At 48.7% G+C, this 23668-nt stretch carries 23 protein-coding genes; 15 read left to right on the top strand and 8 right to left on the bottom strand.

From position 1 onward, the window contains the following. Positions 1 to 225: 225 nt before the first annotated feature. On the bottom strand, positions 226 to 732 hold the full coding sequence (locus tag MLAB_RS00940) for an HDIG domain-containing metalloprotein (RefSeq protein WP_011832558.1): 507 nt from the start codon (positions 730 to 732) through the stop codon (positions 226 to 228). 189 nt (positions 733 to 921) lie between these two features. Between MLAB_RS00940 and MLAB_RS09330 the strand changes: the two genes are divergently transcribed. Next, entirely contained in the window at positions 922 to 2202 is a 1281-nt protein-coding gene (locus MLAB_RS09330) for a hypothetical protein (RefSeq protein WP_052288967.1), read from the top strand. Positions 2203 to 2255: 53 nt separating this feature from the next. On the opposite strand, the gene MLAB_RS00930 is transcribed toward MLAB_RS09330, so the two are convergent. From MLAB_RS00930 to MLAB_RS00920, 4 genes are all read right to left on the bottom strand, one after another. After that, positions 2256 to 3029, bottom strand: a complete 774-nt coding sequence (locus MLAB_RS00930; protein WP_011832556.1) for a LytS/YhcK type 5TM receptor domain-containing protein — start codon at positions 3027 to 3029, stop codon at positions 2256 to 2258. Positions 3030 to 3178: 149 nt separating this feature from the next. After that, positions 3179 to 3340, bottom strand: coding sequence for a hypothetical protein (locus MLAB_RS09790; RefSeq protein WP_187146125.1), 162 nt, complete (start codon positions 3338 to 3340; stop codon positions 3179 to 3181). A gap of 56 nt (positions 3341 to 3396) precedes the next feature. Continuing rightward, a complete protein-coding gene (locus tag MLAB_RS00925) occupies positions 3397 to 4812 on the bottom strand; it encodes a radical SAM protein (RefSeq protein ID WP_011832554.1) in 1416 nt (471 codons plus the stop codon). A gap of 93 nt (positions 4813 to 4905) precedes the next feature. Then, positions 4906 to 6549, bottom strand: coding sequence for an ABC1 kinase family protein (locus tag MLAB_RS00920; RefSeq protein ID WP_011832553.1), 1644 nt, complete (start codon positions 6547 to 6549; stop codon positions 4906 to 4908). Between the two features lie 126 nt (positions 6550 to 6675). Between MLAB_RS00920 and MLAB_RS00915 the strand changes: the two genes are divergently transcribed. The 13 genes from MLAB_RS00915 to MLAB_RS00855 all read left to right on the top strand — a co-directional run bounded on the left by MLAB_RS00915 (position 6676) and on the right by MLAB_RS00855 (position 19790). After that, positions 6676 to 6831 carry a rubredoxin gene (locus MLAB_RS00915; RefSeq protein ID WP_011832552.1) on the top strand — a complete coding sequence of 52 codons (156 nt, stop codon included), beginning with the start codon at positions 6676 to 6678 and terminating at the stop codon, positions 6829 to 6831. A 6-nt stretch (positions 6832 to 6837) separates the two neighbouring features. After that, positions 6838 to 8022, top strand: coding sequence for an FprA family A-type flavoprotein (locus tag MLAB_RS00910; protein ID WP_011832551.1), 1185 nt, complete (start codon positions 6838 to 6840; stop codon positions 8020 to 8022). Positions 8023 to 8082: 60 nt separating this feature from the next. Then, on the top strand, positions 8083 to 8466 hold the full coding sequence (locus tag MLAB_RS00905) for a desulfoferrodoxin (protein WP_011832550.1): 384 nt from the start codon (positions 8083 to 8085) through the stop codon (positions 8464 to 8466). 79 nt (positions 8467 to 8545) lie between these two features. After that, positions 8546 to 10027 (top strand): TrkH family potassium uptake protein, encoded by a 1482-nt coding sequence (locus tag MLAB_RS00900; RefSeq protein WP_011832549.1) that lies wholly within the window; start codon positions 8546 to 8548, stop codon positions 10025 to 10027. Positions 10028 to 10271: 244 nt separating this feature from the next. Further along, positions 10272 to 11273 carry an ABC transporter permease gene (locus MLAB_RS00895; RefSeq protein WP_011832548.1) on the top strand — a complete coding sequence of 334 codons (1002 nt, stop codon included), beginning with the start codon at positions 10272 to 10274 and terminating at the stop codon, positions 11271 to 11273. After that, on the top strand, positions 11261 to 12166 hold the full coding sequence (locus MLAB_RS00890; protein WP_011832547.1) for an ABC transporter permease: 906 nt from the start codon (positions 11261 to 11263) through the stop codon (positions 12164 to 12166). Before MLAB_RS00895 ends, MLAB_RS00890 begins: the two co-directional genes overlap by 13 nt. 172 nt (positions 12167 to 12338) lie before the next feature. Then, on the top strand, positions 12339 to 13895 hold the full coding sequence (locus MLAB_RS00885) for an ABC transporter substrate-binding protein (protein WP_011832546.1): 1557 nt from the start codon (positions 12339 to 12341) through the stop codon (positions 13893 to 13895). Between the two features lie 35 nt (positions 13896 to 13930). Next, on the top strand, positions 13931 to 14953 hold the full coding sequence (locus tag MLAB_RS00880; protein ID WP_011832545.1) for an ABC transporter ATP-binding protein: 1023 nt from the start codon (positions 13931 to 13933) through the stop codon (positions 14951 to 14953). Further along, complete coding sequence (locus MLAB_RS00875; protein WP_011832544.1) at positions 14950 to 15837, top strand: ATP-binding cassette domain-containing protein; 888 nt, start codon at positions 14950 to 14952, stop codon at positions 15835 to 15837. Before MLAB_RS00880 ends, MLAB_RS00875 begins: the two co-directional genes overlap by 4 nt. A 101-nt stretch (positions 15838 to 15938) precedes the next feature. Further along, positions 15939 to 16628: a class I SAM-dependent methyltransferase gene (locus MLAB_RS00870; RefSeq protein WP_245525970.1), complete on the top strand. Its 690-nt coding sequence runs from the start codon at positions 15939 to 15941 to the stop codon at positions 16626 to 16628. Between the two features lie 202 nt (positions 16629 to 16830). Then, positions 16831 to 17637 (top strand): Ni-sirohydrochlorin a,c-diamide reductive cyclase ATP-dependent reductase subunit, encoded by an 807-nt coding sequence (gene cfbC, locus MLAB_RS00865; protein WP_011832542.1) that lies wholly within the window; start codon positions 16831 to 16833, stop codon positions 17635 to 17637. A gap of 7 nt (positions 17638 to 17644) precedes the next feature. After that, positions 17645 to 18664, top strand: a complete 1020-nt coding sequence (locus MLAB_RS00860) for a nitrogenase component 1 (protein ID WP_011832541.1) — start codon at positions 17645 to 17647, stop codon at positions 18662 to 18664. Beyond that, positions 18657 to 19790, top strand: coding sequence for a nitrogenase component 1 (locus tag MLAB_RS00855; protein ID WP_011832540.1), 1134 nt, complete (start codon positions 18657 to 18659; stop codon positions 19788 to 19790). The genes MLAB_RS00860 and MLAB_RS00855 overlap by 8 nt, the downstream gene beginning before the upstream one ends. 29 nt (positions 19791 to 19819) lie before the next feature. Here MLAB_RS00855 and nikR read toward each other — a convergent pair whose 3' ends face one another. The 3 genes from nikR to MLAB_RS00840 form a co-directional block, all read right to left on the bottom strand. After that, positions 19820 to 20239, bottom strand: coding sequence for a nickel-responsive transcriptional regulator NikR (gene nikR, locus MLAB_RS00850; RefSeq protein WP_011832539.1), 420 nt, complete (start codon positions 20237 to 20239; stop codon positions 19820 to 19822). Positions 20240 to 20332: 93 nt separating this feature from the next. Next, on the bottom strand, positions 20333 to 21268 hold the full coding sequence (gene cbiM / locus MLAB_RS10020) for a cobalt transporter CbiM (protein ID WP_342606845.1): 936 nt from the start codon (positions 21266 to 21268) through the stop codon (positions 20333 to 20335). Between the two features lie 162 nt (positions 21269 to 21430). Further along, positions 21431 to 22384, bottom strand: coding sequence for a transcriptional regulator (locus MLAB_RS00840; RefSeq protein ID WP_011832538.1), 954 nt, complete (start codon positions 22382 to 22384; stop codon positions 21431 to 21433). A gap of 48 nt (positions 22385 to 22432) precedes the next feature. Here MLAB_RS00840 and MLAB_RS00835 point away from each other — a divergent pair, with 48 nt between their 5' ends. Further along, a complete protein-coding gene (locus tag MLAB_RS00835) occupies positions 22433 to 23653 on the top strand; it encodes a tRNA(Ile)(2)-agmatinylcytidine synthase (RefSeq protein ID WP_048061940.1) in 1221 nt (406 codons plus the stop codon). Positions 23654 to 23668: the final 15 nt, after the last annotated feature.

The following is a 23668-nucleotide window of genomic DNA, read 5'->3' as shown; positions in this document are numbered from 1 at the left end:
CTCGTTTGGAAAATTGCACAAATCGAAACCTCTTGAAGATTAATACCAAGTCTTTGGTTTGCTCCCATAAGGATACATGGATTTTTTTGGTTGTTTTTTGGGGTGTGGGAGGGCGACTCCGGACGGACGGAAGTTTCCCGCCCATATACCTATTTTGTATCGCACGTCTGCTGCGTTTATAGAGAGTGAGTCCGGTTTTCAACAAGACGGGGTCTTTACCCCAAATCACTGTAGCCCCTCCTCGCCCGTATAATATCCCCGTACCAACGAATTTTGCGTAAACTTTGCTGTTTCCAGCGTCGAACAGACCTTATCCGCAAGACACAAGACCCAGCCCTCCCGGAATTTTGGAGGGGTCGGGGTCAAAGGAAACATATGACGGAGGATCATATCCTGCTCGACCGTGGTCAGGGTAAAATCATCCATTGCATTCTGCAAAGCACGCTTTGGATGGGTAAACCCATGCAGGCGGTGCACGGGATCGGGGACATGCCAGTCGTAAAAGAAATAATCGTGAAGCAGGGCACCCCGGATAAGAGATTCGCGATCCACTGAAAGACCCATCTTATCTGCAAGCAGACAGCTGACTCGTGCCACAGCGACACAGTGATCGTAAACATTCGTGTCTCCGTGCTGCATAAACTGTTTTGTTTCAAGCAGGCGGGATGCTTCGCATGAGGAGAGGATCTGCTGAAGCAGTGCTTCGTTTTCAGGGAGGGGGGTATTCATCATTGGGGTTAGACAAGCAGTGTGCTATTGCAAAACTGCTCCCGATATTTGTCTCATAAATATTAGCCACCAGAGGAGAAAAACTTGGTCCACTTTGGAGGCCTGATTTCGAATGGAAACCGCATGAAAATTATCTGCCATGCTCCCAGAGAGGATATAATACAGAAAAACAAAACCTATCATTATATTCCCATGAAAAAAATCATCATCCCCTTACTCCTTGCAGTAATCATCATACTCATCTCCTGTACGGGATACTATTTCTTTTTCCTCAGCACAAACCCCCACATAACCCCCGACGACACCTATACCGGAAACCTCACCGCAGAATACACCTTCCCCTTCAAAGACGGCATAGTGAACCTCTCCGTCTCCGTGCCGGCATCCGTCTATTACGGAGCACAGAACACAGAATCCAAATACCTTCCCTACACCAAAGCCGGCGATCTCTCATTCTATGCAGATCTCACCAACGATCCCCTGCAGGAAGAGATGTACACCCAGATCCTCGATCAGACCGAAACCGTCAGACAATCATGGGATCTCACGGACGACGAATACATCGAACTGCTTGCAACCTTCGTCCAGAGCATCAATTACAGTTCGGAAAGTGACTTCCGCTATCCGATCGAGACCGTTATCGGAGAATTCGGCGACTGCGACGACAAAAGCACGCTTCTCGCGGGGCTCCTCACGCGTTCCGGATATAATGCCGTACTCCTCATCTTCGAAGAAGAGAGCCACGCAACGGTCGGGATCAGAACAAACGACTCGACCGCTTATCCAAACGCCGAAGGCTACTCGGTCATCGAAACCACCGACTACAGTTATGTAACGGACCGATCCTTCACCTTCGAAGACGGGGCCTCGCTTAACAGCACGCCCGTCATCGTCAGTGTCGGGACGGGAGATACAACCTACACCTCCGGTTATCAGGTCGAGGCGATCCTCGCCTATAAAGACACGGCAGATGCCAAAATCGACCAGCTCGCAAGTGAAACAGACACAAAAACCGGAAACCTCGAATCGATGGGAGACACGCTCACCGGGTATGAAACCCGACTGACCTCTCTCGAATCATTGATGAACACTGCAGTATCCTCGTACAACTCGTATATCGATCTGGCAAATGCGATCACTAAAGAGCAGAAAAAGCTGAACAGCGATCTCAATGCAAATAAAATAAGCTACACGGAGTATTCGTTGGAATGGGAAGCGCTGGAAGCGGAATATGCGGGATATATGGAATTGGCAAATGAGGCTTTGGACGAGTATAATGCCTATTACGATGAGTATCAGACACTCTACGCCGAGTATACATCCTACTATTCAACATACAGCAGTGCCTACACCGATTACAGCGGTACGATCGAACTGCAGAACGGGTATGTGGACATCTATAATCTCATAATCACGGAACCGTATAACCGGGCCTATCTGTACCGGACCGTGCTGGAAGCCACGGGTCTTTGAGAAGGAGTTCGGGATAAAAAAAAGATACGGGAATGATGTGTTTTCCCGTCGAATCACTTGCGGATAAGTTTGTTCCAGCTTAACTTTTCGATTCCGGTTCTGCCGACGCACGCGTATTTGCGCACAAAATACGCAAAAACCGCCACACCAAGAGGAGTGACCACACACATTACCGGGACACAGAATACGATAGTTGCCATGACCTGATCCGGAGTCATCGTTCCCATACTTAAGACGTAGATCGGGAATATGACGATCACGTGCAGAAGTTCAACGATCAGTGAAATGATAATTGCACGGACGACGGTCAGTTTTCCTTTCCAGAATCGAATCGCAATACCGGAGAGAAGACCTGCCATGATCGTCCCAAGCATACAGGGCACAGCAACGACCCCGCCCTGCAGAAACCGCAGATATCCGCTGACAAGACCGACGATTGTCCCGACGATCGGCCCTCCGAGAAGACCCGCGAGGATAGCTCCGACGTCACGGAAGTTTACCAGAACCCCGTTCACTTCAACACCGCCGTAATTACCGTACAGGGAAATGGCCAGAGTCAGGACTGCGGTCAAGACAAGATCGCTGAGTCGTGCTTCTCCGGAAACCAGACGTTTAAAGGCTCCGGTGATCGTAAACAGATAGAGAATGACCGAGGCGATCATCATCCGGGCAAGCAGCAGAATGAGGACGGCATATTGGGATGTACCTTCTCCGAGGGTATAGAGTCCTGCATCATACGCCAGAAGGAAGGCGGCAAGCACCAATCCTATGATGATCGATACGAAAATTTTTGTGTTTTGCATGTGTTTTTCTTTATTTTCAGCCATCTAGAGACCTTCTACATAGTCATTTATGATGAAATGCTATTTTTATAGGGGCAAGATTTATTTATTTTTAATTATTTGATCGTCAGTGAAGGGATCCAGCCATACGGTATCTGTGGAAACGCCCAGTCCGGCAATGTTCAGCAGCTGGATCAGGAGATTGCGTCTTTTGGAGAGAGGGACACGTGCAACTGCATCCGGATTATGCAGTGCAGGCGTTTTCCGGTCGTCGGTCCGAATATTTTTTCCGCGAACTTACTCCAGAAGAAATATCCGAAGACAAGGATACAAATGCCTGCAAGAAACGTGATCATATCGGGTATTCATAGTGAATCATATGACACGTCATAAATTGTGAAAAAAGATTGGATTATTTGTGTTCCGGGGCCTGACATCCGCAGCCGCAGCCGCCGGGGCAGGCAGCCTTTGCAGCCTTCTCGGCACGGTTCTCCACCCAGAGCTCATCGGCGACCGGTGCCCATTTCTCTGCCGCCGGAACGGTCTTTGACATCAAATCGTGTACGTCTTCGGGGTTGACCATGTCCGTGGATTTTGCACCGGAAGCATCCACCATTGCAGCAAGTCTCTCCGGGTTATCCAGCAGAGGACAGGGCCGGAGATGGTTCTGATTGAACGGCTGGTTCACCCGATACTGCATAAAAAGCGGGGACTTGTATGCTTCGAGAAGGGTGTGGGTCCGGATGTTCGAGTCCGAGTAGTGGATGAATGCACACGGCTCGATGTCGCCGTTTGCATTGATGTGGAGATAGAATCTGCCGCCGGCAACACAGCCGTTCACATACTCGCCGTCGTTCCAGAAGTCCATGGCAAAGATCGGACGGGTTTCCCGGATATGCCTGACCTGACGATACATATGTTCTCTCTGCTCGGGAGTTGCAAGAAGCTCGGGAACGGCGTCAACGCCGACCGGCATGTACGTAAAGAACCAGGCAAACTTCGCTCCGCGGGCGATCATGTCGTCAATGTAGGCATCGCTGCCGATCACGTCGGTGTTTGCACTCGTGTAGCAGCAGGAAATACCGAACGGAAGTTTTCTCTCTTTGAGAATCTCCATAGCCCGGATGACTTTCTGATACACGCCGGCTCCACGCCGGGAGTCGGTCGCCGCTTCATCGCCTTCGATACTGATCGCCGGAATAAAGTTCCCGACTCTTAGCATTTCGTCAGCAAATGCCTCGTCGATCAAGGTACCGTTCGTAAAGGACAGGAAAATACAGTCGCTGTGCTTTTCGCACATCTTGATGATGTCTTTCTTTCGAACCAGCGGTTCGCCGCCGGAGTAGAGATAAAAGTAGGTTCCGAGAGCTTTTCCCTGCTCGATGATCGAGTCCCATTCTTCAAGGGACAGGTTCATCCGGTTGCCGTACTCTGCCGCCCAGCAGCCGATGCATTTCAGATTGCAGGCACTCGTTGGATCCATCAGAATGGCCCAGGGGATGTTGCATCCTTCCTCGTCTCTCAGCTTGATCTTCTTGTCTCTGCCGAGAACAACGGCATTGACGATGAAGTTCTCGAAAATCTTTTTGCGGACGCTTGGATCGATGTCGGTGTAGAGATCCGTGATGAATTTGTACCAAACCCCGTCTTTGTCGGAGAGCACGCGTTTTACGGTCGGAAGAGGACCCTCCAGCGTGTTGTTTTTATCCAGAAGCTCGACCCACTTAAGGAGCTTGGGGATATTTTTGTCAGGGTCCGAGTCCAGGTAGCTTAGAACATGCCTGATACCGATCGCCTGCAGTTTTTCTTTTAACGTGCTATGTGTCATTATTGGTCAACTCCCAAAGGGGCAGTGAATAACTATAATTATCATTCCTTCTCTTTGATATACTTGTTGTCACGGAATAGAGGTAAAAAAAGGTTAATCGCCGTGTTTTTTGTTTCTGCTTCGCATCTTGTAGAAGATCACGATGATAACTAAAACGGCAGCGATGTAGGCAATGACCGGTAAGAATTCCGAGGTGAAGGTCTGACTCATCATCACAAGAGACAGACCGATCACGATCGCGGAAAGGATCAGACCGATCACGAGTTTGTCGACGGCACCTTCGATCGTGTCGCTGAGATGGGTGACCTCTTTTGCGGAGATGTCGACTTTGAGTTTGCCTTCCGAGGCCATCTCGAGAACCGAGCCGAGCTGTTTGGGGACCCTGGCAAGGTCTTCGAACCTCATTTTGGCATCCAGCATTTTTTTCTGCAGGTTGGCCGGATCCTTCATCTCATCAGCGACGATCTGTTTTAGGAACGGCTCGACTTCTTTGGTGAACTCGAGATCCGGATCGAGGGTGAAAGCAACGTTGGATACAAGCATCAGGGCCTTTAACAGCTGCATGATGTTCGGCGGGACACGGATGTTGTTTTTCTGGAAAAGGTCCTGGATGGATCCAAGGAGTCCGGAGAAGTTGACCTGGGCACCCATCTCTTTGTAATCCTGAAGAGCGAGATACAGTTCGCCCCGGAACTCGTCGATCCCGGTCTGAGGGATCTGGACACCCAGATTTTTGATGTACCGAATAGTCATGTCGGTATCAGCCGAGAGAAGAGCAAGGATAAGCGAGATGAATTTGTTTCGCATATCCTTCATCACAACTCCGCATACACCGAAGTCGAGGAAGACAAGATCGCCGGACGGCGAGATCCGAAGGTTTCCGGCGTGCGGATCTCCGTGATAGAACCCGTTTTGGAAGATCTGGACCATGAATGCTTTGAGACCACGGCTCGACAGCTCTTTTGGATCCATGCCCATCGCAAGGATCGCATCGACATCGTCGCTTCTGCAGCCGGCGACGAACTCCATTGCCAGCAGCTCTTTTCCCGAGTAGTCCCAGTAGATCTTCGGGACTTTGATGCCGGGGATGCCGGAGAGCCTCATGTTCCGGGCAAGGCGTTCGGCATTCATCCCGTCGCGGGTGAAGTCGAGTTCCTTTCTGATCTGCGTGGTGAAGTCGTCGACAAGAGAGACCGGATTATACATGCGGAGTTCCGGGCGTTTGTCTTCGAGCAGCTGGGCGATGGATCGAAGCAGAACGACATCCTGTTCGATCCTTGCGGTGATTCTTGGCCGCTGGATCTTGAGCGCAAGAACCGTCCCGTCCTGCATAACGGCACGGTAGACCTGAGAAATGGAAGCGGCGGCAAGCGGTTTCGGGTCGACGGAGGTAAACACGTCACGCCAGTCGGGGATGTATTCGTCCAGTGTCGGGATGACTTCATCGAACGGGACCACACCCACTCTGTCCTGCAGTTTGCACAGCTCGTCGATCATTTCGGCAGGGAACAATTCCGTTCGCGTGCTCATAAGCTGGCCGAACTTTACGAATGTAGGACCGAGCTCTTCGAGAGCCATACGGATCCTGGCATACGTCGAGTATCCGCTGTACTCCTCAACAGCTGTTTTTTTCGTATTGATAAAACCTGGAAACAGTTCGTTGATGAAGTATCCAAACCCGTATTTGACTAGCACATCAGCGATCTGACCATATCTTCGAAGACTTACACTCGCCATACTGTAGTTGTTAATTGGCTTTTACAGATGTTAATATTACGGCTAAATTATCCTATAGAAAGCACTTATAACCTTGAGGCTCGAATTATTGTAATACCTTAGAAACTAAGGCAGGATTGATTAAAAATGGATAAATACCGTTGCTCGGTCTGTGGATACGTCTACGACCCTGAAAAAGGTGCAGGGATCATGTACCCGCCAGGAACCGCTTTTGAATCACTTCCGGACACGTGGAAGTGCCCTGTCTGCGGCGCAAGCAAATCGCAGTTCAAAAAGGTGTAACCGTTTATGGCAGCCCGCGAGATTGTTGAAAACATCTATGCGGTCGGTACGATCAACTGGGACCTCCGGTACTTTGATGCGATCATGCCGACACCGAGAGGGAGCAGTTACAACGCTTACCTCGTAAAAGGCAGCGAAAAGACCGCCCTCGTCGATACCGGTGAACCCCACGAAGAAGCTGAGTTCATCACCAATCTTATGCGGGTGGACCAGCATTCCCTGGATTATATCGTCTGTCTGCACGCAGAACAGGATCATTCCGGTATGCTTCCGCTGCTTCTCGAAGTATATCCGATGGCAAAGGTCGTCACGAACGAGGTCTGCAAAGGACTTCTGATGGCAATGCACCATCTGGAAGAACTCGAAGAGCGGTTCATCGTGATTGGGGACAGAGAGACGCTTTCTCTCGGCGACAAGACGCTGAAGTTCTATCTCACTCCCTGGGTCCACTGGCCCGACACGATGTTTGCAGAGGTCGTCGAGGACAAAGTTCTCTTTACCTCGGATTTCCTTGGAACGCATTATGCATCCCCGACGCTTTTTCAGGACAATGATCTTCCCGATTATCTGGAATCAGCAAAACGTTACTATGCAGCGATCATGATGCCATTTAGAGCATCGGTTCGCGAGTATCTGACGCTTGTTGACGAGATCGCGCCGAAAATCATCGGTCCAAGTCACGGTCCTGTTCTGAAGCTTCCCGCAAAGATCATGGATCTGTACCGCGAATGGGCATCCGACACCCCGAAAAACATCGTCGTTGTCGCATATGTTTCCATGCACGGAAGTACCGAAATGATGGTGAATTTCCTTGTTGATGATCTCGTTCAGCGGGGAATTCCCGTTCAGCAGTATAATCTCCTGGAAACGGATTCGGGCGTTCTCGGCAGTTCGATCGTCGATGCAGCAACTATCATTCTTGCAACACCGACCGTTCTTTTCGGTCCTCACCCGGTCGCAGTAAACGCTGCGTATCTGGTCAGGGCACTTCGGCCGAAAGCGAAATACCTTGGCGTGATCGGTTCGTACGGCTGGGGAACCAATGCCGTCAACTATCTCGCCGAGATGCTTTCACCTCTTGGAGCCGAAGTACTCGAGCCGGTTTATATCAAGGGCCTTCCCGATGAACCTGCAATCGCGGATCTGCACAAACTGGCGGATTCGATCGAAGAGCGTCATAAAACGCTCTGATTCTCTTTTTTTATTCCCCGATACGTACGTTTTTATTCACGTCTGACCTAAGATTCTACTATGACACAGGCTAAAGAAATCTACAAATGTGCTATCTGCGGGAACACTGTCAGGGTCATCGGAAAAGGAAAAGGCCAGCTCGTCTGCTGTGGCCAGCCGATGAATCTGCTTGAAGAAAACAGTACCGACGCCTCGCTCGAAAAACATGTTCCGGTTATTGAAGAGGTCGCCGGAGGATACAAAGTAGCGGTCGGTTCAGCTCCCCACCCAATGCTCGATGAACACTACATCACCTGGGTCGCTCTCAGAACCGATGACGGGATCGTTCACGAGAAGTTCCTTGTTCCGGGCGAAAAACCCGAGATGATCGTAAAGACCACTGCAAAGGCAGAGAAAGCCGGGGAATACTGTAACCAGCACGGACTCTGGGTCAAAAAAGTATAACCGGTCTTACCATTCATTTTTTCCTGAAGACTGAATTCAGGCAACTACTATTATTATCAAACACCTAATTGTACTACAAATGGGGTATCTCAGGGAACTTCCGGCGATCGGTCGTGATATCGGGTCAGTGCTTCTGCTCATAGGCACCGCCACCCTTGTTCCGATCATCGTCGGCTGTTTCTTTCAGGAATGGTATGCTCTGCCGTGGATGGCAAGTTCCACGTTTGCAATGCTCGGACTTGGCGGCCTCTTACATTTGCTGCCGAAAAATACGAAACCCCCAAGGGCCAGCCTCTCGATCTCGGCGACGGCAGTGATCTGGGCATTGGTTGGGTTTCTCGGCTGTTTTCCCTTTATTTTTGCCGGTATGCCGCTGATCGACGCTGCATTCGAATCCATGTCGGCGTGGACGGGCACTGGATTTTCCATTGCAACGAACATCGAGAGCTGGCCAAAAACGATTCTTCTTTGGAGATCTCTGATGCAGTGGATCGGCGGCCTTGGGATCGTGGCATTCACACTGACGGTGGCAAGCCGCTCAGGACTTGTCACCCAGAATCTCTACCGGTCCGAAGGAGGGTCGGAGTCGTTCATGCCAAGCGTTATCGCAACGGCTTTTCAGATGTGGAAGATCTATCTGATTTTGACGCTGATCGCAATTATCGCAATCCTTTTGACGGGTCTTAGTCTCTGGGACGCCGTCAACGTCGCGTTCTGCGCGATCGCGACCGGAGGAATGACGATTTACGCAGCGGGAATTACGCATTTCAACAATTTTGCGCTCGAGATGGTTTTGATTCCGATCATGCTTGCCGGAGCGCTGCCGTTTCGGCTCTATTACGTGGTATATGTCAGCAGGTCGTTTCGGGAGATCCTGCACGACAGAATCCTGCATCTGATGGTCGGCGTGTACCTTTTCGTTGCCGCCGTTTTGATCGTCGAACTTTTCACTGCCGGGATGCCCCTTATGGAAACTCTGCGGGAAAGTCTCTTTATGGCCGGTTCGGTTGTGAGTTCCACCGGATTCCAGAACACGACCTTTGCCGGATGGGGGCTCGCACCGATCATATTCCTTTCAATATTCCTTATGATCGAAGGAGCCCAGGGAAGTACATCTGGAGGTATAAAACTGAATCGTCTGCAGGTTATGCTCGAAGCTTTGGGCTGGTGGTTTAGAAAAACCCTGCAGAGTCCAAAGGCCGTGGTCCCGATGCGCCATGACGGCAAACCGATCTACGGAAAAGAAGGGGAAACGCTGATCGCAAAATCCCTGCTGATGATCCTGCTGTTTGTTCTGCTTATGCTTGGAACGCTGATCGTGTTCCTGCACGACCCATATTTCTCGGAGAATCTTGCACATACGATCTATGATCTCTGCAGCTGCATTGGAAACAACGGGAGCTCGACAGGAGTCGTTGGCCCGATGATGCCTGATTATGCAAAGGTCGTGATGTTCTTTATTATGTGGATCGCGAGACTGGAAATTATTCCGGTGCTTATTCTGATCTGGGGTATCCTTCGGGGATTCGATACGCAGAAGAAATCGGATAGAAGAGACTGAAAATATTGACAGCAGGTCTGAAACTTCGAAAATATTTCACCATTTAGCTATTATCGTCACTGGAAGTACACGATTGTTCCTGCAGACATACATGATCCTTTTTTAGAGCCTTACAATCATCCACACAACTGTATTTAATGAAATCACATGTAAGTATTACATTTTTTAAAATATGTAATATTTATAATTCATAAAAATAAATTAAGTAATACAATTTATTAAATTATATTGTCGGAGTGTAAATGTGAACTTGTCTGATTACCCATATCTGAAAAAAATTGGAAAAAACATCATTATATTCATAATAACGATGTTTGTACTTTCCATAATCGTCTTTGTCATGGCACGTTTGGCTCCGGGAGACCCTTTGCAGGCATTTTACGGCGATGCGCTGGATACCATGAGCATCGAAGAAATGGATGCAGCACGCGTAAGATTGGGTCTGGACGGGCCCATATATTATCAGTATATCAAATGGCTGCTCCTCGCCCTTGGAGGGGACTTCGGTCTGTCGCTCCAGTATAAAATGCCGGCGATGGACGTCATTGCACCCCTTATCAGCAACACCATTATACTCGGACTCACTGCATACATTCTCGTTTTTGCCCTCGCAATTGTACTCGCCGTCATCTGTGCAAAACACGAAGATACCCTGCTTGACAAACTAATCTGCAAAATCGGGACAATGAGCTATTTTATACCTGCCTTCTGGCTGGGTCTCATCCTCATCCTCATATTCAGTGTCAACCTCAACTGGTTCCCAAGCAGCGGAGCATACGATTATGGTCAGGCGGGTAACATCGCAAACAGAATCTGGCACATGATACTACCGCTCACCGTGATGATATTCTCCCATATCTGGTATTATGCATACATGATACGCAACAAGCTGCTGGATGAAAACAGAAAAGACTACGTCCTGCTTGCAAAAATCAAAGGTTTGACGAAATCCGAGATCCTCTGGAAACATTCTCTCAGAAACATCGCACCGACAATTGTGAATCTCATGGCGATCTCGATTCCGCATGTATTAGGCGGGACCGTGATCGCAGAAGCGGTATTTAACTACCCGGGAATAGGAAACATGGCAATAAGCGCTGCAAAATATCACGACTATAATCTCCTCATGCTTCTTGTTCTCATCACGGGATCAATGGTGATCATAACAAGTATGTGTGCATATATGATCAACGAAGTCATAGATCCCCGTATGAAAGACGCAGGAGGTACAATATGGGAGAAATAGATCCTTCCGCATTTGAAATCGTTGGAGCAGAATACCAGACATGGGAACCTGAAATAAAAAAAGAATCTGTATCCAAAAAACTGAGAAAACTCCCATGGATTTCAATAATAGTATTTTCAGCGATCCTTTTTGGCTGTATCTTCGCCCCCCTGATTGCCAATCATAATCCATCCACGTATTATCTCGACAGTCTCAACGAACCGCCGAACAGTGATTTCTATTTCGGAACGGATTCTCTCGGCCGCGATCTGTTTTCAATCATCTGGTACGGCGGACGAACGTCATTGACGGTAGGATTTCTGGGTGCAGCCATTGTCACACTGATTGGCATAACCTACGGATGTATCAACGGAATGGCGAACACGAGGATCGATACGCTCCTTCAGCGTGTTGTTGAAATTTTTCATATTATCCCGCAGATCCTTCTGACCATTCTCATCATAACGATACTGGGTCAGCAGAATCCGATATCGATATCCTTTGTGATAGCCGTAACTTCGTGGTTTGCTCTCGCGAGAATTGTTAGAAGTGAAGTGCGTCAGATCCGAACCAACGAATATGTGATAGCTGCGAAATGCTACGGTGCCAGGTTCGAAAGGCTTGTTGTGAAGCATCTCATCCCTAATATTATTCCTGCAATCATGTTCGTCGTTGTATCCGGCATTAGTACGTGTATCACGACCGAATCTACCTTAAGTTTCTTAGGACTGGGTCTTCCGCTCGATGTTTTATCGTGGGGAAGCATACTGTCGCTTTCAAACCGTGCACTTCTGCTCAATACATGGTGGGTCATCGTGATTCCCGGAATATTCCTGATCGTCACGCTCTCATGCATAACAACTATCGCAAACTGTTTCAGAAAAGACATGAACAAAAAACCGAACAGGCTGTAACACATATTTTTCATTGTGTGTTATTTAATATAATTAAACACATTTATGTAATAACAAATAAAATAAAAATATGACTTATGGCATACGTTTTGAAAAATCGTATCGCCGGACATGCCGGCCACCCATAGGGAACTGATGTAAAACGCGTAAAAACAAAAGGAACTCGTTTAGAATGAAAAGTAAAAAAGTATTCTTTGGTATGGCTGTATGTGCGCTCATTCTCGTTTGTATGACAGCAGGCTGTGTTGACACCGCCACAGATATGAGCAACACACTTGTCTATGCAGGTGAAGGAGTTGACAGTATCAATCCGATTTTCGACACGCATGGTGAACTGACAAACGTCGTCTTCTCCGGACTGATGACCTACGATGCAAACAATCAGCCGATCGTTGATTTGGCTGAAAGTTACACCTACGATGATAAAAACATGACCTACACCTTCAAACTTAAAAAAGGTGTTACATGGCACGATGGTGAACCTTTTACGGCAGATGATGTGGTATTTACCTACAACACAATGCTGACGGACGCTGCTGTGTCGTCAAGCGTTAGAAGCGATTACGAGGATATTGCAACGGTAACTGCACCTGACGACTACACGGTCGTAATCACGATGGACAAGTACAATGCAGCTATGCTTGATTACTTTGCACTGGGCATTCTTCCAAAACATCTCCTGGAAGGAAAAGACATTGCCACAGATTCGTTCAATCAGAACCCGATTGGAACCGGCAAATACAAGCTTTCCGACTGGGACACTGCCGGCGGTATGATCATTCTTGAGAGAAACACAGATTACTACGGAAACGTCCCGAACATCGAACGTGTTATCTACAAAACAGTTGGCGTTGAAAGCACGAAAGCGACCATGCTGATGACCGGTGAAGCCGATCTTGCCTGGCTCAATTCAAACTACGCCAAACAGTTCAGAGGCAAAAGCGGCTACACGAACTATGATTTCCAGACCGCCGACTATCGCGGAGCTGCGATGGATTTCAGAACTGACTTCTGGAAGAAAAATGGCGACTCCGTAGGTGTTCTTAACTATGCGATCGACAAAGACGCTATCGTTAATAGTGTTCTTGACGGCAGAGGAATTGTAGCTTTCAGTCCTATGCAGCTCAATTCCTACGGAGGAGACACGGCAGCCGACATTTACTCATACAACCTTACGAAATTTGCCGAAGAAATGGAAAAACTCGGATGGGTAAAGGGCTCTGATGGCATTTACGAAAGAAACGGTCAGAAATTCCACTTCACCATCCAGACCAGGGACTATGAAGAGGAAAGGGTCGATATTGCAAACTTAATGTCACAGATGCTTGAAACGGCAGGTGTCGACATGGAAGTTGTACTCGTCACCAAATTCGACTGGAACTCAGGGTACAACGGATTCCTTGCAGGTTACGCCACCGAGTATGATCCGGATATGATGTATGCTCAGTTCACAACCAACGGAAGTTCAAATACCATGAAGTATTCAAACGCTGAAGTTGATGAGATTTTAACCCAGGCAAGACATGAAGCCAACCCAAGCGTGCGCAAACAGCTGTACGGTGAGTTCGAACAGGTATTTGCGGAAACTCCAGGTGTGCTGCTCACGGCATATCTCGAAGGAAACTATGTAGGTATCGACGGTCTTTCCGGGCTCAACACCGACAAACTGCTTGGTCACCACGCAGTTGGAGTTATGTGGAACATTGAAAATTGGACACTCTCCAAATAATTTTTTTATTTTCCATGAAGCATGGGGAGCTATAAATGGACTCTATTTTAGACATCGAGGATTTATCAGTCGGTTTTGATACCCAGGACGGAGAAATTCAGGCTGTGAGAGGAGTAAGTTTCTCTCTGAAACGTGGGGAAATTCTGGCGGTAATCGGCGAATCCGGCTGCGGAAAATCTGTGCTCTGTCAAAGCATTTTGAAACTTCTTCCAAAAAACGGTCACATCAAATCCGGGAAAATACTCGTAGACGGGATTGATATCACCGATTTTAAAGAAAAAGACATGAAAAATATCAGAGGCAATCTCATCTCGATGGTTTTCCAGGATCCGCTGACCACCTTGAACCCTACAATGCCTATTGGAAAACAGATCACCGAAGCTCTTCTCAAACACAAAAAAATCAGCAAAGAAGAAGCAAAAAAGCGTGCGATAGAGATGCTTGAGCTTATTGGAATCGATAATCCCGAGCAGAGATATTCCCTGCAGCCCTATTTCTTTTCCGGAGGCATGCGTCAGAGATGTGTTCTTGCTATTGCTCTTGCATTAGAGCCGATGATTCTCTTTGCCGATGAACCAACAACTGCTCTCGATGTGACCGTCCAGGCAAAAATCATCGATCTGCTCTTAGACCTTCGTGACAAACTCGGATTGTCGATCGTGTTTATCTCTCACGATCTGGGGGTTGTCGCACGGATTGCAGACCGTGTCGCGATCATGTATGCAGGCAAAATCGTTGAAATTGGAAATGTTGATGAGGTTTTCTACGATCCAAGACACCCCTATACATGGTGCCTTATGCAGTCGCACCCAACGCTTGCAAAAGAGGGCGAACCCCTGAAATGTATCCCGGGAATACCCCCGATCATGCTGAATCCGCCAAAAGGTGATATGTTTGCCTACAGAAGCAAATACGCAATGAAAATTGATTTCGAAAAAATGCCGCCTATGTTTGAGATTTCACCCACGCATTTTGCTGCGACCTGGCTGCTTGACGAACATGCACCCAAAATCGATCCGCCGGTCTCTCTGAAGGTCGGGGAGGCACAGGCAGAATGAGCGATGACGTTCTTCTTGACGTGAAGAATCTGAAGCAGTATTTCCACATAAACAAGAAACTCACGATCAACGCCGTGGATGACATTTCCTTTTCGATCAGAAGAGGAGAAGTCTTCGGCATTGTGGGCGAAACTGGTTCCGGCAAATCGACAGTCGGACGGACGATCATGGGTGTGAATACATTAACGGACGGAGAGATTTATTTTAAAGGAAAGCAGATTTCCGATAAAAAAATCTTCAACCAGAACAAGGCGGACATACAGAAAAATATCCAGATCATTTTCCAGGATTCAACAGCTGCTCTCAATCCCCATATGACTGTTGAAAAGATTATTGCAGAACCATTAGTTGTAAACAATATTCTCAAGACGAAAGAGGAGATTGCTGCTGTAGTTGACGAACATCTGCGGCTTGTCGGATTATCGGAACCGTTTAAAAAGCGGTATCCGGGAGAGATCTCCGGCGGACAGAGACAACGGGTAGCTATTGCACGAAGTATTGCTATGAAACCCGATCTCATCATTGCCGACGAACCAATCGCATCTCTTGATATTTCGATTCAGGCTCAGATTGTCACGCTGCTTCAGAATTTGCAAAAGGAGCGGGGATTTTCAATTATTTTTATTGCACACGACCTCTCCATCATCAGGTTTCTTTCAGACAGGATTGCAGTTATGCTGAAAGGAAAGATCGTGGAACTGGCAGCTACAAAGGAACTGTTTGAAAATCCTATACATGAGTATACGCGTTCTCTTATATCAGCGGCACCGGTTCCCGATCCGGTATATGAGAGAAATAAGACCATTATTGATTATGATACTTCACGGTTTGACGGCAGCGGCAGGATGACTGAAGTTTCAAAAAACCATTTCGTTCTTATCTAATTATTACTGGTATTACTATGAATGATGAAAAAATTAAACAGGAAATTGCAAATGCATGGAACCAGGAGTCAAATTTCTATGATTCCCATGTATCTCACGGAATGAAATCTGACGAAGAGAAAAAGTTGTGGATGGAAGCTTTTTCCACCAGAGTCAAAAACGATACGCAGCTTCAGGTTCTTGACGTAGGATGCGGAACTGGAGCCATGGGCCTGATTTTTGCTGAGATGGGACATACAGTTGAAGGAATTGATTTATCGGAAGGAATGATGGATGTCGGCAGAAAAAAAGCGGCCGACATGCACCTTGCGATGAACTTTTCATCGGGTGATGCAGAGCATCCTCCGTTCGATGACGGGAAATTCGACGTGGTTGTGAATCGTCATCTGCTCTGGACGCTGCCAAATCCCGACAAAGCCATTTCAAGCTGGTTCCGCGTTCTCAAACCGAATGGAACTTTACTGGTGATCGACGGAGTCTGGGATGACGGTTCCAGACTGAATACCGTAAAAAAGAAGATATCCCACAAAATTGCATCTTTAGTCGAGGCACATCCGCATGGAGGAAAGAGCCGTTACAGTGAAGAGGTGTCGTCTTATCTCCCGAACAAAGGAGGAACTTCGGAAGAAAAGGCGAAAGAATACTTTGAAAATGCCGGATTTACCAACATTACCGTCGTCAATTTGGATGCGATTACCGATGAACAGAGAAAATATTTCAGCTGGTATATGAAGATCGCGCCAAAGAGTACATACTACCTGATCTCGGGAAAAAAACCTGAATCCACATGAACGTTATGATGATTTCAACATAACTCGCGATATCGCAATAGTTTACCTGTTCATACCGAAAATAAAACCTTTTTTGATTGAGATAAATCTCAGTCAGTCTTTCTTCTTTTTTTCATCAAAGAGACGTATCGACTGGACCGTTCACCAGACAACATGGATTTAACTCAAATTATATGTATCCTGCAGATCAATCTATAAGGGAATGAGACAGATCGCCCTCTATGGAAAGGGAGGTATTGGAAAATCCACTACATCGGCAAATCTTTCGGCGGCATTTTCGGAGATGGACCTGGATGTCATGCAGATCGGGTGTGACCCGAAACACGACAGCACACGGATGCTCATGCACGGACGCTGGATCCCGACCGTTCTTGAGCAGATGTATGATCATAAAGAGATCAAAAGCGAGGACATCATCTATCAGGGATTTGGAAACATCCGCTGTGTCGAGGCTGGAGGGCCGGAGCCCGGGATCGGGTGTGCAGGCAGAGGAATCATCGCAACATTCCAGCTTCTGGAAAAGATGGATGCTCTCTACGGAGACGTTGTCGTATACGATGTTCTCGGGGACGTTGTCTGCGGAGGGTTTGCGATGCCGATGCGTGACGGCTATGCGCAGGAAGTGTATCTTGTAACAAGCGGAGAGCTGATGAGTCTCTATGCTGCAAACAATATCTGCAAAGCGATCGCGAGAATATCCGAACGAAGCACGGCAAAATGCCGGCTTGGTGGAGTGATCTGCAATGCAAAGAATATGGATAACGAACGCGAACTTGTCGAGGAGTTTGCAAAAAGGATCGGATCACGCCTTGTCTGTTATATTCCACGAAGCAAATCGGTCAGAGCAGCGGAGGTGAACTGTATGACGGTCATCGAACACGATCCAACATCGGAACAGGCGGCCGTCTACCGGGACTGTGCCAAAACCATTCTGGAAAACACCGATCTTCGGATTCCGACCCCGCTTGCATTAGAGGAACTGGAAGAGCTTGCAAGACACTATCTCTGAATCACGGATGGCCGGGTGCACTCTTACGGGGGCCCTTTCCGTCGCCTGTTTTATCCCGGGAGCAGTAACGGTAGTGCATGCCCCCAAAGGCTGCGCCCACCAGACGTTTTCCATGCTCCATGCGATGATGAACGAAGCGGAGACGAAAATCGTTCCGGAGATTCTTGTCTCGGGGCTTTCCGACAAAGATGTCATCTTCGGCGGAGAGGATTGTCTCAGACAGGCTCTCGACCGTGCAGCAGCAAAGGATCCGGAACTGATCATCGTTGTGACCTCCTGTGTCCCGGAAACAATCGGGGACGACTGTCTGGCCGTCTGCCGGGAACATGCCTGTGCGGACCGGACCATCTATATCCCAACGTCCGGGTTTCTCGGAGGAAGTGCAAAGGACGGCGAGAATGCTGCATTGATCGGCCTTTCGGCTCTGGCAAAACCGGCGGATCCGATTCCGGGGACAGTCGCAATCATCGGTGAAAAAAATCTGGAGTCCGAGGTCGAGGAGAATTTTGCCGAGGTTGCCCGGCTGCTCGATCTTCTGGGCCTGACCGTTTCGGTCAGATTCTGCAGAAATGCCGATGCTGCAGAACTTCAAAAACTTGGAACGGCGTCCTGTTTTATTTTACGCGACGGTCGATCGGCACATGCCGGACGCGAACTTGGAAAGAGATTTGGCCGGCCGGTGATTCCCGAGTTTCCGCGGGGACTTTCCGGATCAATCGCATTCCTGCAGGAGACGGGAAAAGCCGCCGGAGTTTCTTCAGAAAAAATCAATGAGGCGATCTCGAAAGAGACCGAGCACCAGAAGAAAGTGCTCGCGAAATTTGCGGATCTTGCCGGCCGCGATGTCTGCCTCGGTGTCGAACCGTTCGAAGGAACACTCGCCGTAGCAAAAGAAGCGCTCGAAAGACTGGGGATGATCGAATCGCCGACCGGAATCAAGGTCAGGCTTCCGTTCTATCTGCCGGTCGGTGTGTCCGGGACCGTGAAGATGCTCCATCTTTGGAGGAGGACGATCCTGCATGGATGAAGGACTGTGCGTAAATCCGGTCTGGCCGTGCGCGATGACCGGGGCCTGTTCAGTGCTTGCCGGCTTCTCCGGACTGAACGTGCTGATCCACGGTTCATCCGGCTGTTATTATTATCCCCGGTCGCTGCTGAAGGTTCCTTTGTTCAGCACGTATCTTCTGGAGTCAGAGATCGTGTTCGGTACGGTCGAGCGCCTGAAAGAGGTCGTGAACACTCTTTCAACGTCGAAGCGACCGATCGCCGTTTTAAACACCTGTATCCCGGCACTCACCGGCGAAGATCTTTCGGGGGCATTTTCCGAAGAGGAGACAATTTTTGTCGATGCGCCCGGATTCATCGGGAGTGTCGAAGATGGAGCAAAGATCGCCTTTGAACGGCTGGGAATCGAAACGGATGCATCAAGGGAAGGCGTGAACATCGACGGGGTTTCCCTTCTGGATCTATTCTGGCGGGGAAATCTGCACGAAGCAAAACGGATTCTCACAGAGATGGGGATCCCGACCGCTCTGTGTCTTGCCAAAGACAGCTATGAAAATCTGCGAAAAGGAGCTGCTTTGCATACCGTCTCGGTAAACCCGTCGTATCCATCCGGCGTTGGAACGATGCTCGGCTCGTTTTTGTTCCCCGACCTGAAAGATACCTGTGCAAAACTCGCAGATATATTTCCCAACGCCGATATCGACCCGCTCCTCGAAGAGTGGAATCTTGCCGACGAGCAGCTGTTCTACTCAAGCGACAAATATCTGCGAAAATATGAACCACCGGTCGTTGCCGTATGTGCTCAGGAAAGTTACGCACTGTTTGCAAAATCGATGATGGAGCGCTACTTCGGGGCGGACGTTCCGGTGATGCTTGCACGAAACCATGATGCGGTAAGCATTCCCTCTGAAACCGATCTGACGAAGATTGCAGGGCATATTGCCGGCTGCCGGCCGGATCTTATCCTTGGATCAACGTTCGAAGCAAATGGTTATCCAAACGCTGCATTCCTCGGGATAACGCCGCCTGACAGAAGCCGGGTCTCCATAGCGGCACGACCGATTGCAGGAATAGAGGGCGGAATCATGTTTTTAGAGAACGTGCTCAATACCTTGATTGATGCAACTTCGTCAAAGCAGAAAAAGTGATGGATTTTCGTATTTTATTATAAATTGGATCAGTCGACTTTGATCGTCGTCAGTTTGACCGACTCGACACCTTTCAAAGACATCAGCCGTTCAGCGAGCTGTTTGAGCTGTTCGCCCTGTCCACGGACTAAAATGACCTCGAGACACCGTTCATCGCTGACGTGCGAGTGGATCGTCGACTGAACGATCTGCCTGTTCGAGTGCTGGATCTCCGTGATCGCTTCCATAAGTCCACGGTGATCGTGATCATATACCATGGTTATGACGCCCTGACGCTCGCCGGAGACGTCATTCATCCATTCATAATACGTGATATAAGAACGGATTGCATCACGGATTCCCTCCGATCTTGAAGAGTATCCGCGCTTCCCGATGATATCATCAAATTTATTCAAAAGATTTTCTGGAAGCGATATACCAATACGTGAAAGATCTGACTCTCCGACCATGCTGAAGTATTTGTTCGTTTCTCTATATTAGAGTTCTTACATAATCTGAATAAATCAGGAAGTTGTACATACGTTGAACGAAAAAAAGAGAAGTTAACTACTCTTCCCCGCAGTGGAGGAAGCGTAGACGATTTTTGCCGCGATAAGGATCACAACAAGAGCTGCAAATATTCCTATAATCAACGCTATGATTCCGCCGGCAATACTATCTCCAAGCGCATAGTCGGGCATAGGTGCTTCCCAGCCGATCGGATCTTCAGCCTCAACAATCTCATCGCCCGTTGCCGGAGCAAAGACTTCCTTCACGCCTCCGCTTACAAGCAGAGTACTGTCGAGTCCATCCGGGTCGCTTGATGCGAACAGAACCGCACAGCCTCCGATAATAAGTGCTATAACAAGACCTACGACCAGAACACTCTTGATCGGGACAGCCTTTTTCGTTGTATCTCCGGTAAGTTCAGGGCGCACGGAGAATATCAGGGTAACCACGATTGCAGTTATGATACCTTCGATGATACCGATAAGTGCGTGGTAGATAAACATTGTTGGAAGACCAACAGAGATTGGAACGGCACCGAGAATGGCGATCTCAACGGCTGCACAACATGCTGCGATAACACACGCAAGCCATGCTGCTATACCTGCAGGGACTGCAACCGGGACGTTCGGGAGAACGGATTTGATTCCTTTGTATGAGTAAAATCCGACGAAACCGGCGATAACACCCATGTTGATGATGTTTGCGCCAAGCGCCAGAACACCGCCGTCACCGAAGATGAGGGCCTGGATAATCAGAACGATCGTCAGAACAAAGACGGCTGCAAATGGAGAACCGAGAATGATGGCGGCAAGAGCACCGCCGACCAGATGTCCGGAAACCCCGAATCCGGTCGGAAGATTGAACGCCTGAAGGGCAAAAATGCCTGCAGCAATGACTGCAAGGATCGGGATCTTTGACTCGTCAAGATTTTTCCTTGCCCAGTTAATTGCAAGAACAATAAAAACAAGAGCAATTATCCAGAATACGATACCAATAGGGACGCCAAGTCCGCTATAGCCAAACAGAAAATCAGGTATGTGCGTAGTGTTTCACCTGTGTATTACAATAACACTTATTCCATAATAAGTGTTACGGCGCGTGACAGATGGAGGAAATTGTATTATTTTAACACGGCGATTCGAAAAATCGTATTATTTCTCCTCAGTGACCATCTCAAGAAGATCTTCTCCATCCTCCACGTTCTTGAGACGTTCCTCGCCGATCACCAGCGTTTTGCCGATCTTCTTTTCCTTGCGGTAGTCGGAGACCACGCACAATGAGTGGGTCCCGGTGATCTGGGAGATATTTCCGACAAGTTCCGCACGCTGCACGGTTTTCTGCGGGGAACCGTAGCAGGTAAGGATGGTTTTGTTTTCAAACATCGCAAAGGCGTGGAACGGTGCCCGTCTCAGTTCCTGCACATTGATGCCGATCGATCTGAGATGATCTTCAGGCCGTTTCGGCTGGGCATCAGACTCTGGATTGTGTCCGGAGGCAAGTGATGCCGGAACATGTTCCTCTTCAGCAGGGGTGTAATGCAGCAGATCGATCGGCATTACGATATCGTCGTTGAAAAATTCCTCAAGCCTCATCGCCATCTCGAGCGTCGTACCCATCCCCCCTTCGTATTTGCTGATTGTCCGTCTGGAAACGCCAAGGGCATGGGCAAGATCGCCAAGGGACATCGCCTGTTCTTCACGCAGGGTCCGAAGTCTTTCAGCGTCGATATTGACATACAGACCCCCGGGTGAAGCATACACGAGAGGGAGTTCACCCTCTGCAAGATAATCATACAGGGTCGCAGACGAGACTGCATTGATCCCGTATCTAAGGTAGATCGCTCCGCGTTCCAAAGCTACATCACGCGCGCGCTCCCCGATGATAAGGGGGACCGCGTGGAGGTGCCTGGCGATCTTATCCAGGTCCCAGGCAATATCTTCGTTTACACTATCTATTTGTGAAACGACTTTGATAACCAGCAGATTCTCTCCTTTCGATGTCATCAGGTCGAAACTTCTCGGGCGAATTTCGCAGCGTTCCGAGACATTGTATCCTGTCATCAGGAGGATACTGACCACGTTCTGGAGGAGTCTGTCATTGGACATAGATGTATAATCGTAATAGTAATGCGGTTCTATAAAATAATATCATTTATGCTGCTGGGCCTTGACGACACAGATTCACCGGACGGGATGTGCACCACATACCTTGGGGCACTGATAGCGAACGAGCTGAAACGCCGTGGGTTTACGGTCACGAATCATCGTCTTGTTCGGCTGAATCCAAACGTTATCTGGAAAACCCGGGGCAATGCAGGGATCTCTCTCGAGATCTCGGGGGGCGATTCAACGGTTGTTTTTGAGATCGCCTGCGAATTTGTGGAACGGTTTGCGAGGTTCGAGTGCGAGAAAACAAATCCCGGCGTAGTTGTGGTCGAGTCACCACCGGATCCTGCATTCTATTATCAGGCTCTGCAGAGATTCTGCACGATCGAAGAGACGGTAAAACGGCTGGAAAGAATCGGCGCACTCTATAAAGGATACAAAAACGGGCGGGGCCTGATCGGGGCGCTTGCCGCCGTATCGTCGGTCCTGCCGGACAAGACGTATGAGTGTCTTGCATACCGAAAAAACGAGGTGCTTGGAACTCCGCGTATTTATGCAGAAGAGGGATTTTTTACCTCAGAAGAGCAAACAGCGCCGCATACCTGGGACACGGTGGATTTTATTCGAAGAGAGATCGTCTGTGTCCCCCATGGAAAAGATCCGGTTCTGTATGGAATACGGGGAGATACGCCCAAGTGGGCCATAAAAGCGACCGGATTTCTGGAGACTGAGGAGCCGGCGTTCTCGCAAATCTGGGAAACGAATCAGGGAACGGATGCACATCTTCTCCCGCTCCCCGACGGAGGGCCGATCGAGGGAGAATCCTACCGGTTTTCCGGCGTTGTCGAATCACTTCCGATAACAAATCGCGGGGGACATGTCCAGTTTACGATTCTTTCAAACGGTATGGAGATCCCGGTGTTCGCTTTTGAGCCGACCAAATACTTCCGAAACGCTGTTCGAGAACTTGTAGTCGGGGACGAGATCACCATCTGCGGAAGTTTTCAAAAAGGCGTTCTTCATCTGGAAAAGTTCAGGCCGAATCTGCTTGCAACACAGAAGAGCCGGTCATCTCCCCGCTGTCCAATCTGCGGAGGGAGGATGACCTCTGCCGGAAAAGACAAAGGATACAAATGCCGGGAATGTTCCGGAAAAGTTCGTGATGTTCCGGATCAGGAACGAACTCTGCAAACGAAATGGTATGAAGTTCCGCCCGGATCGAGAAGGCATCTGGCAAAACCTGCCGTCAGAATGAAGGACGACATCTGAATTCAGCAAAAAAGA

The sequence above is a fragment of the Methanocorpusculum labreanum Z genome, from assembly GCF_000015765.1.
GTDB lineage: Archaea > Halobacteriota > Methanomicrobia > Methanomicrobiales > Methanocorpusculaceae > Methanocorpusculum > Methanocorpusculum labreanum.
Note: the sequence above shows the minus strand (reverse complement) of the source record. Positions and strands in the feature narration are given on the sequence as shown.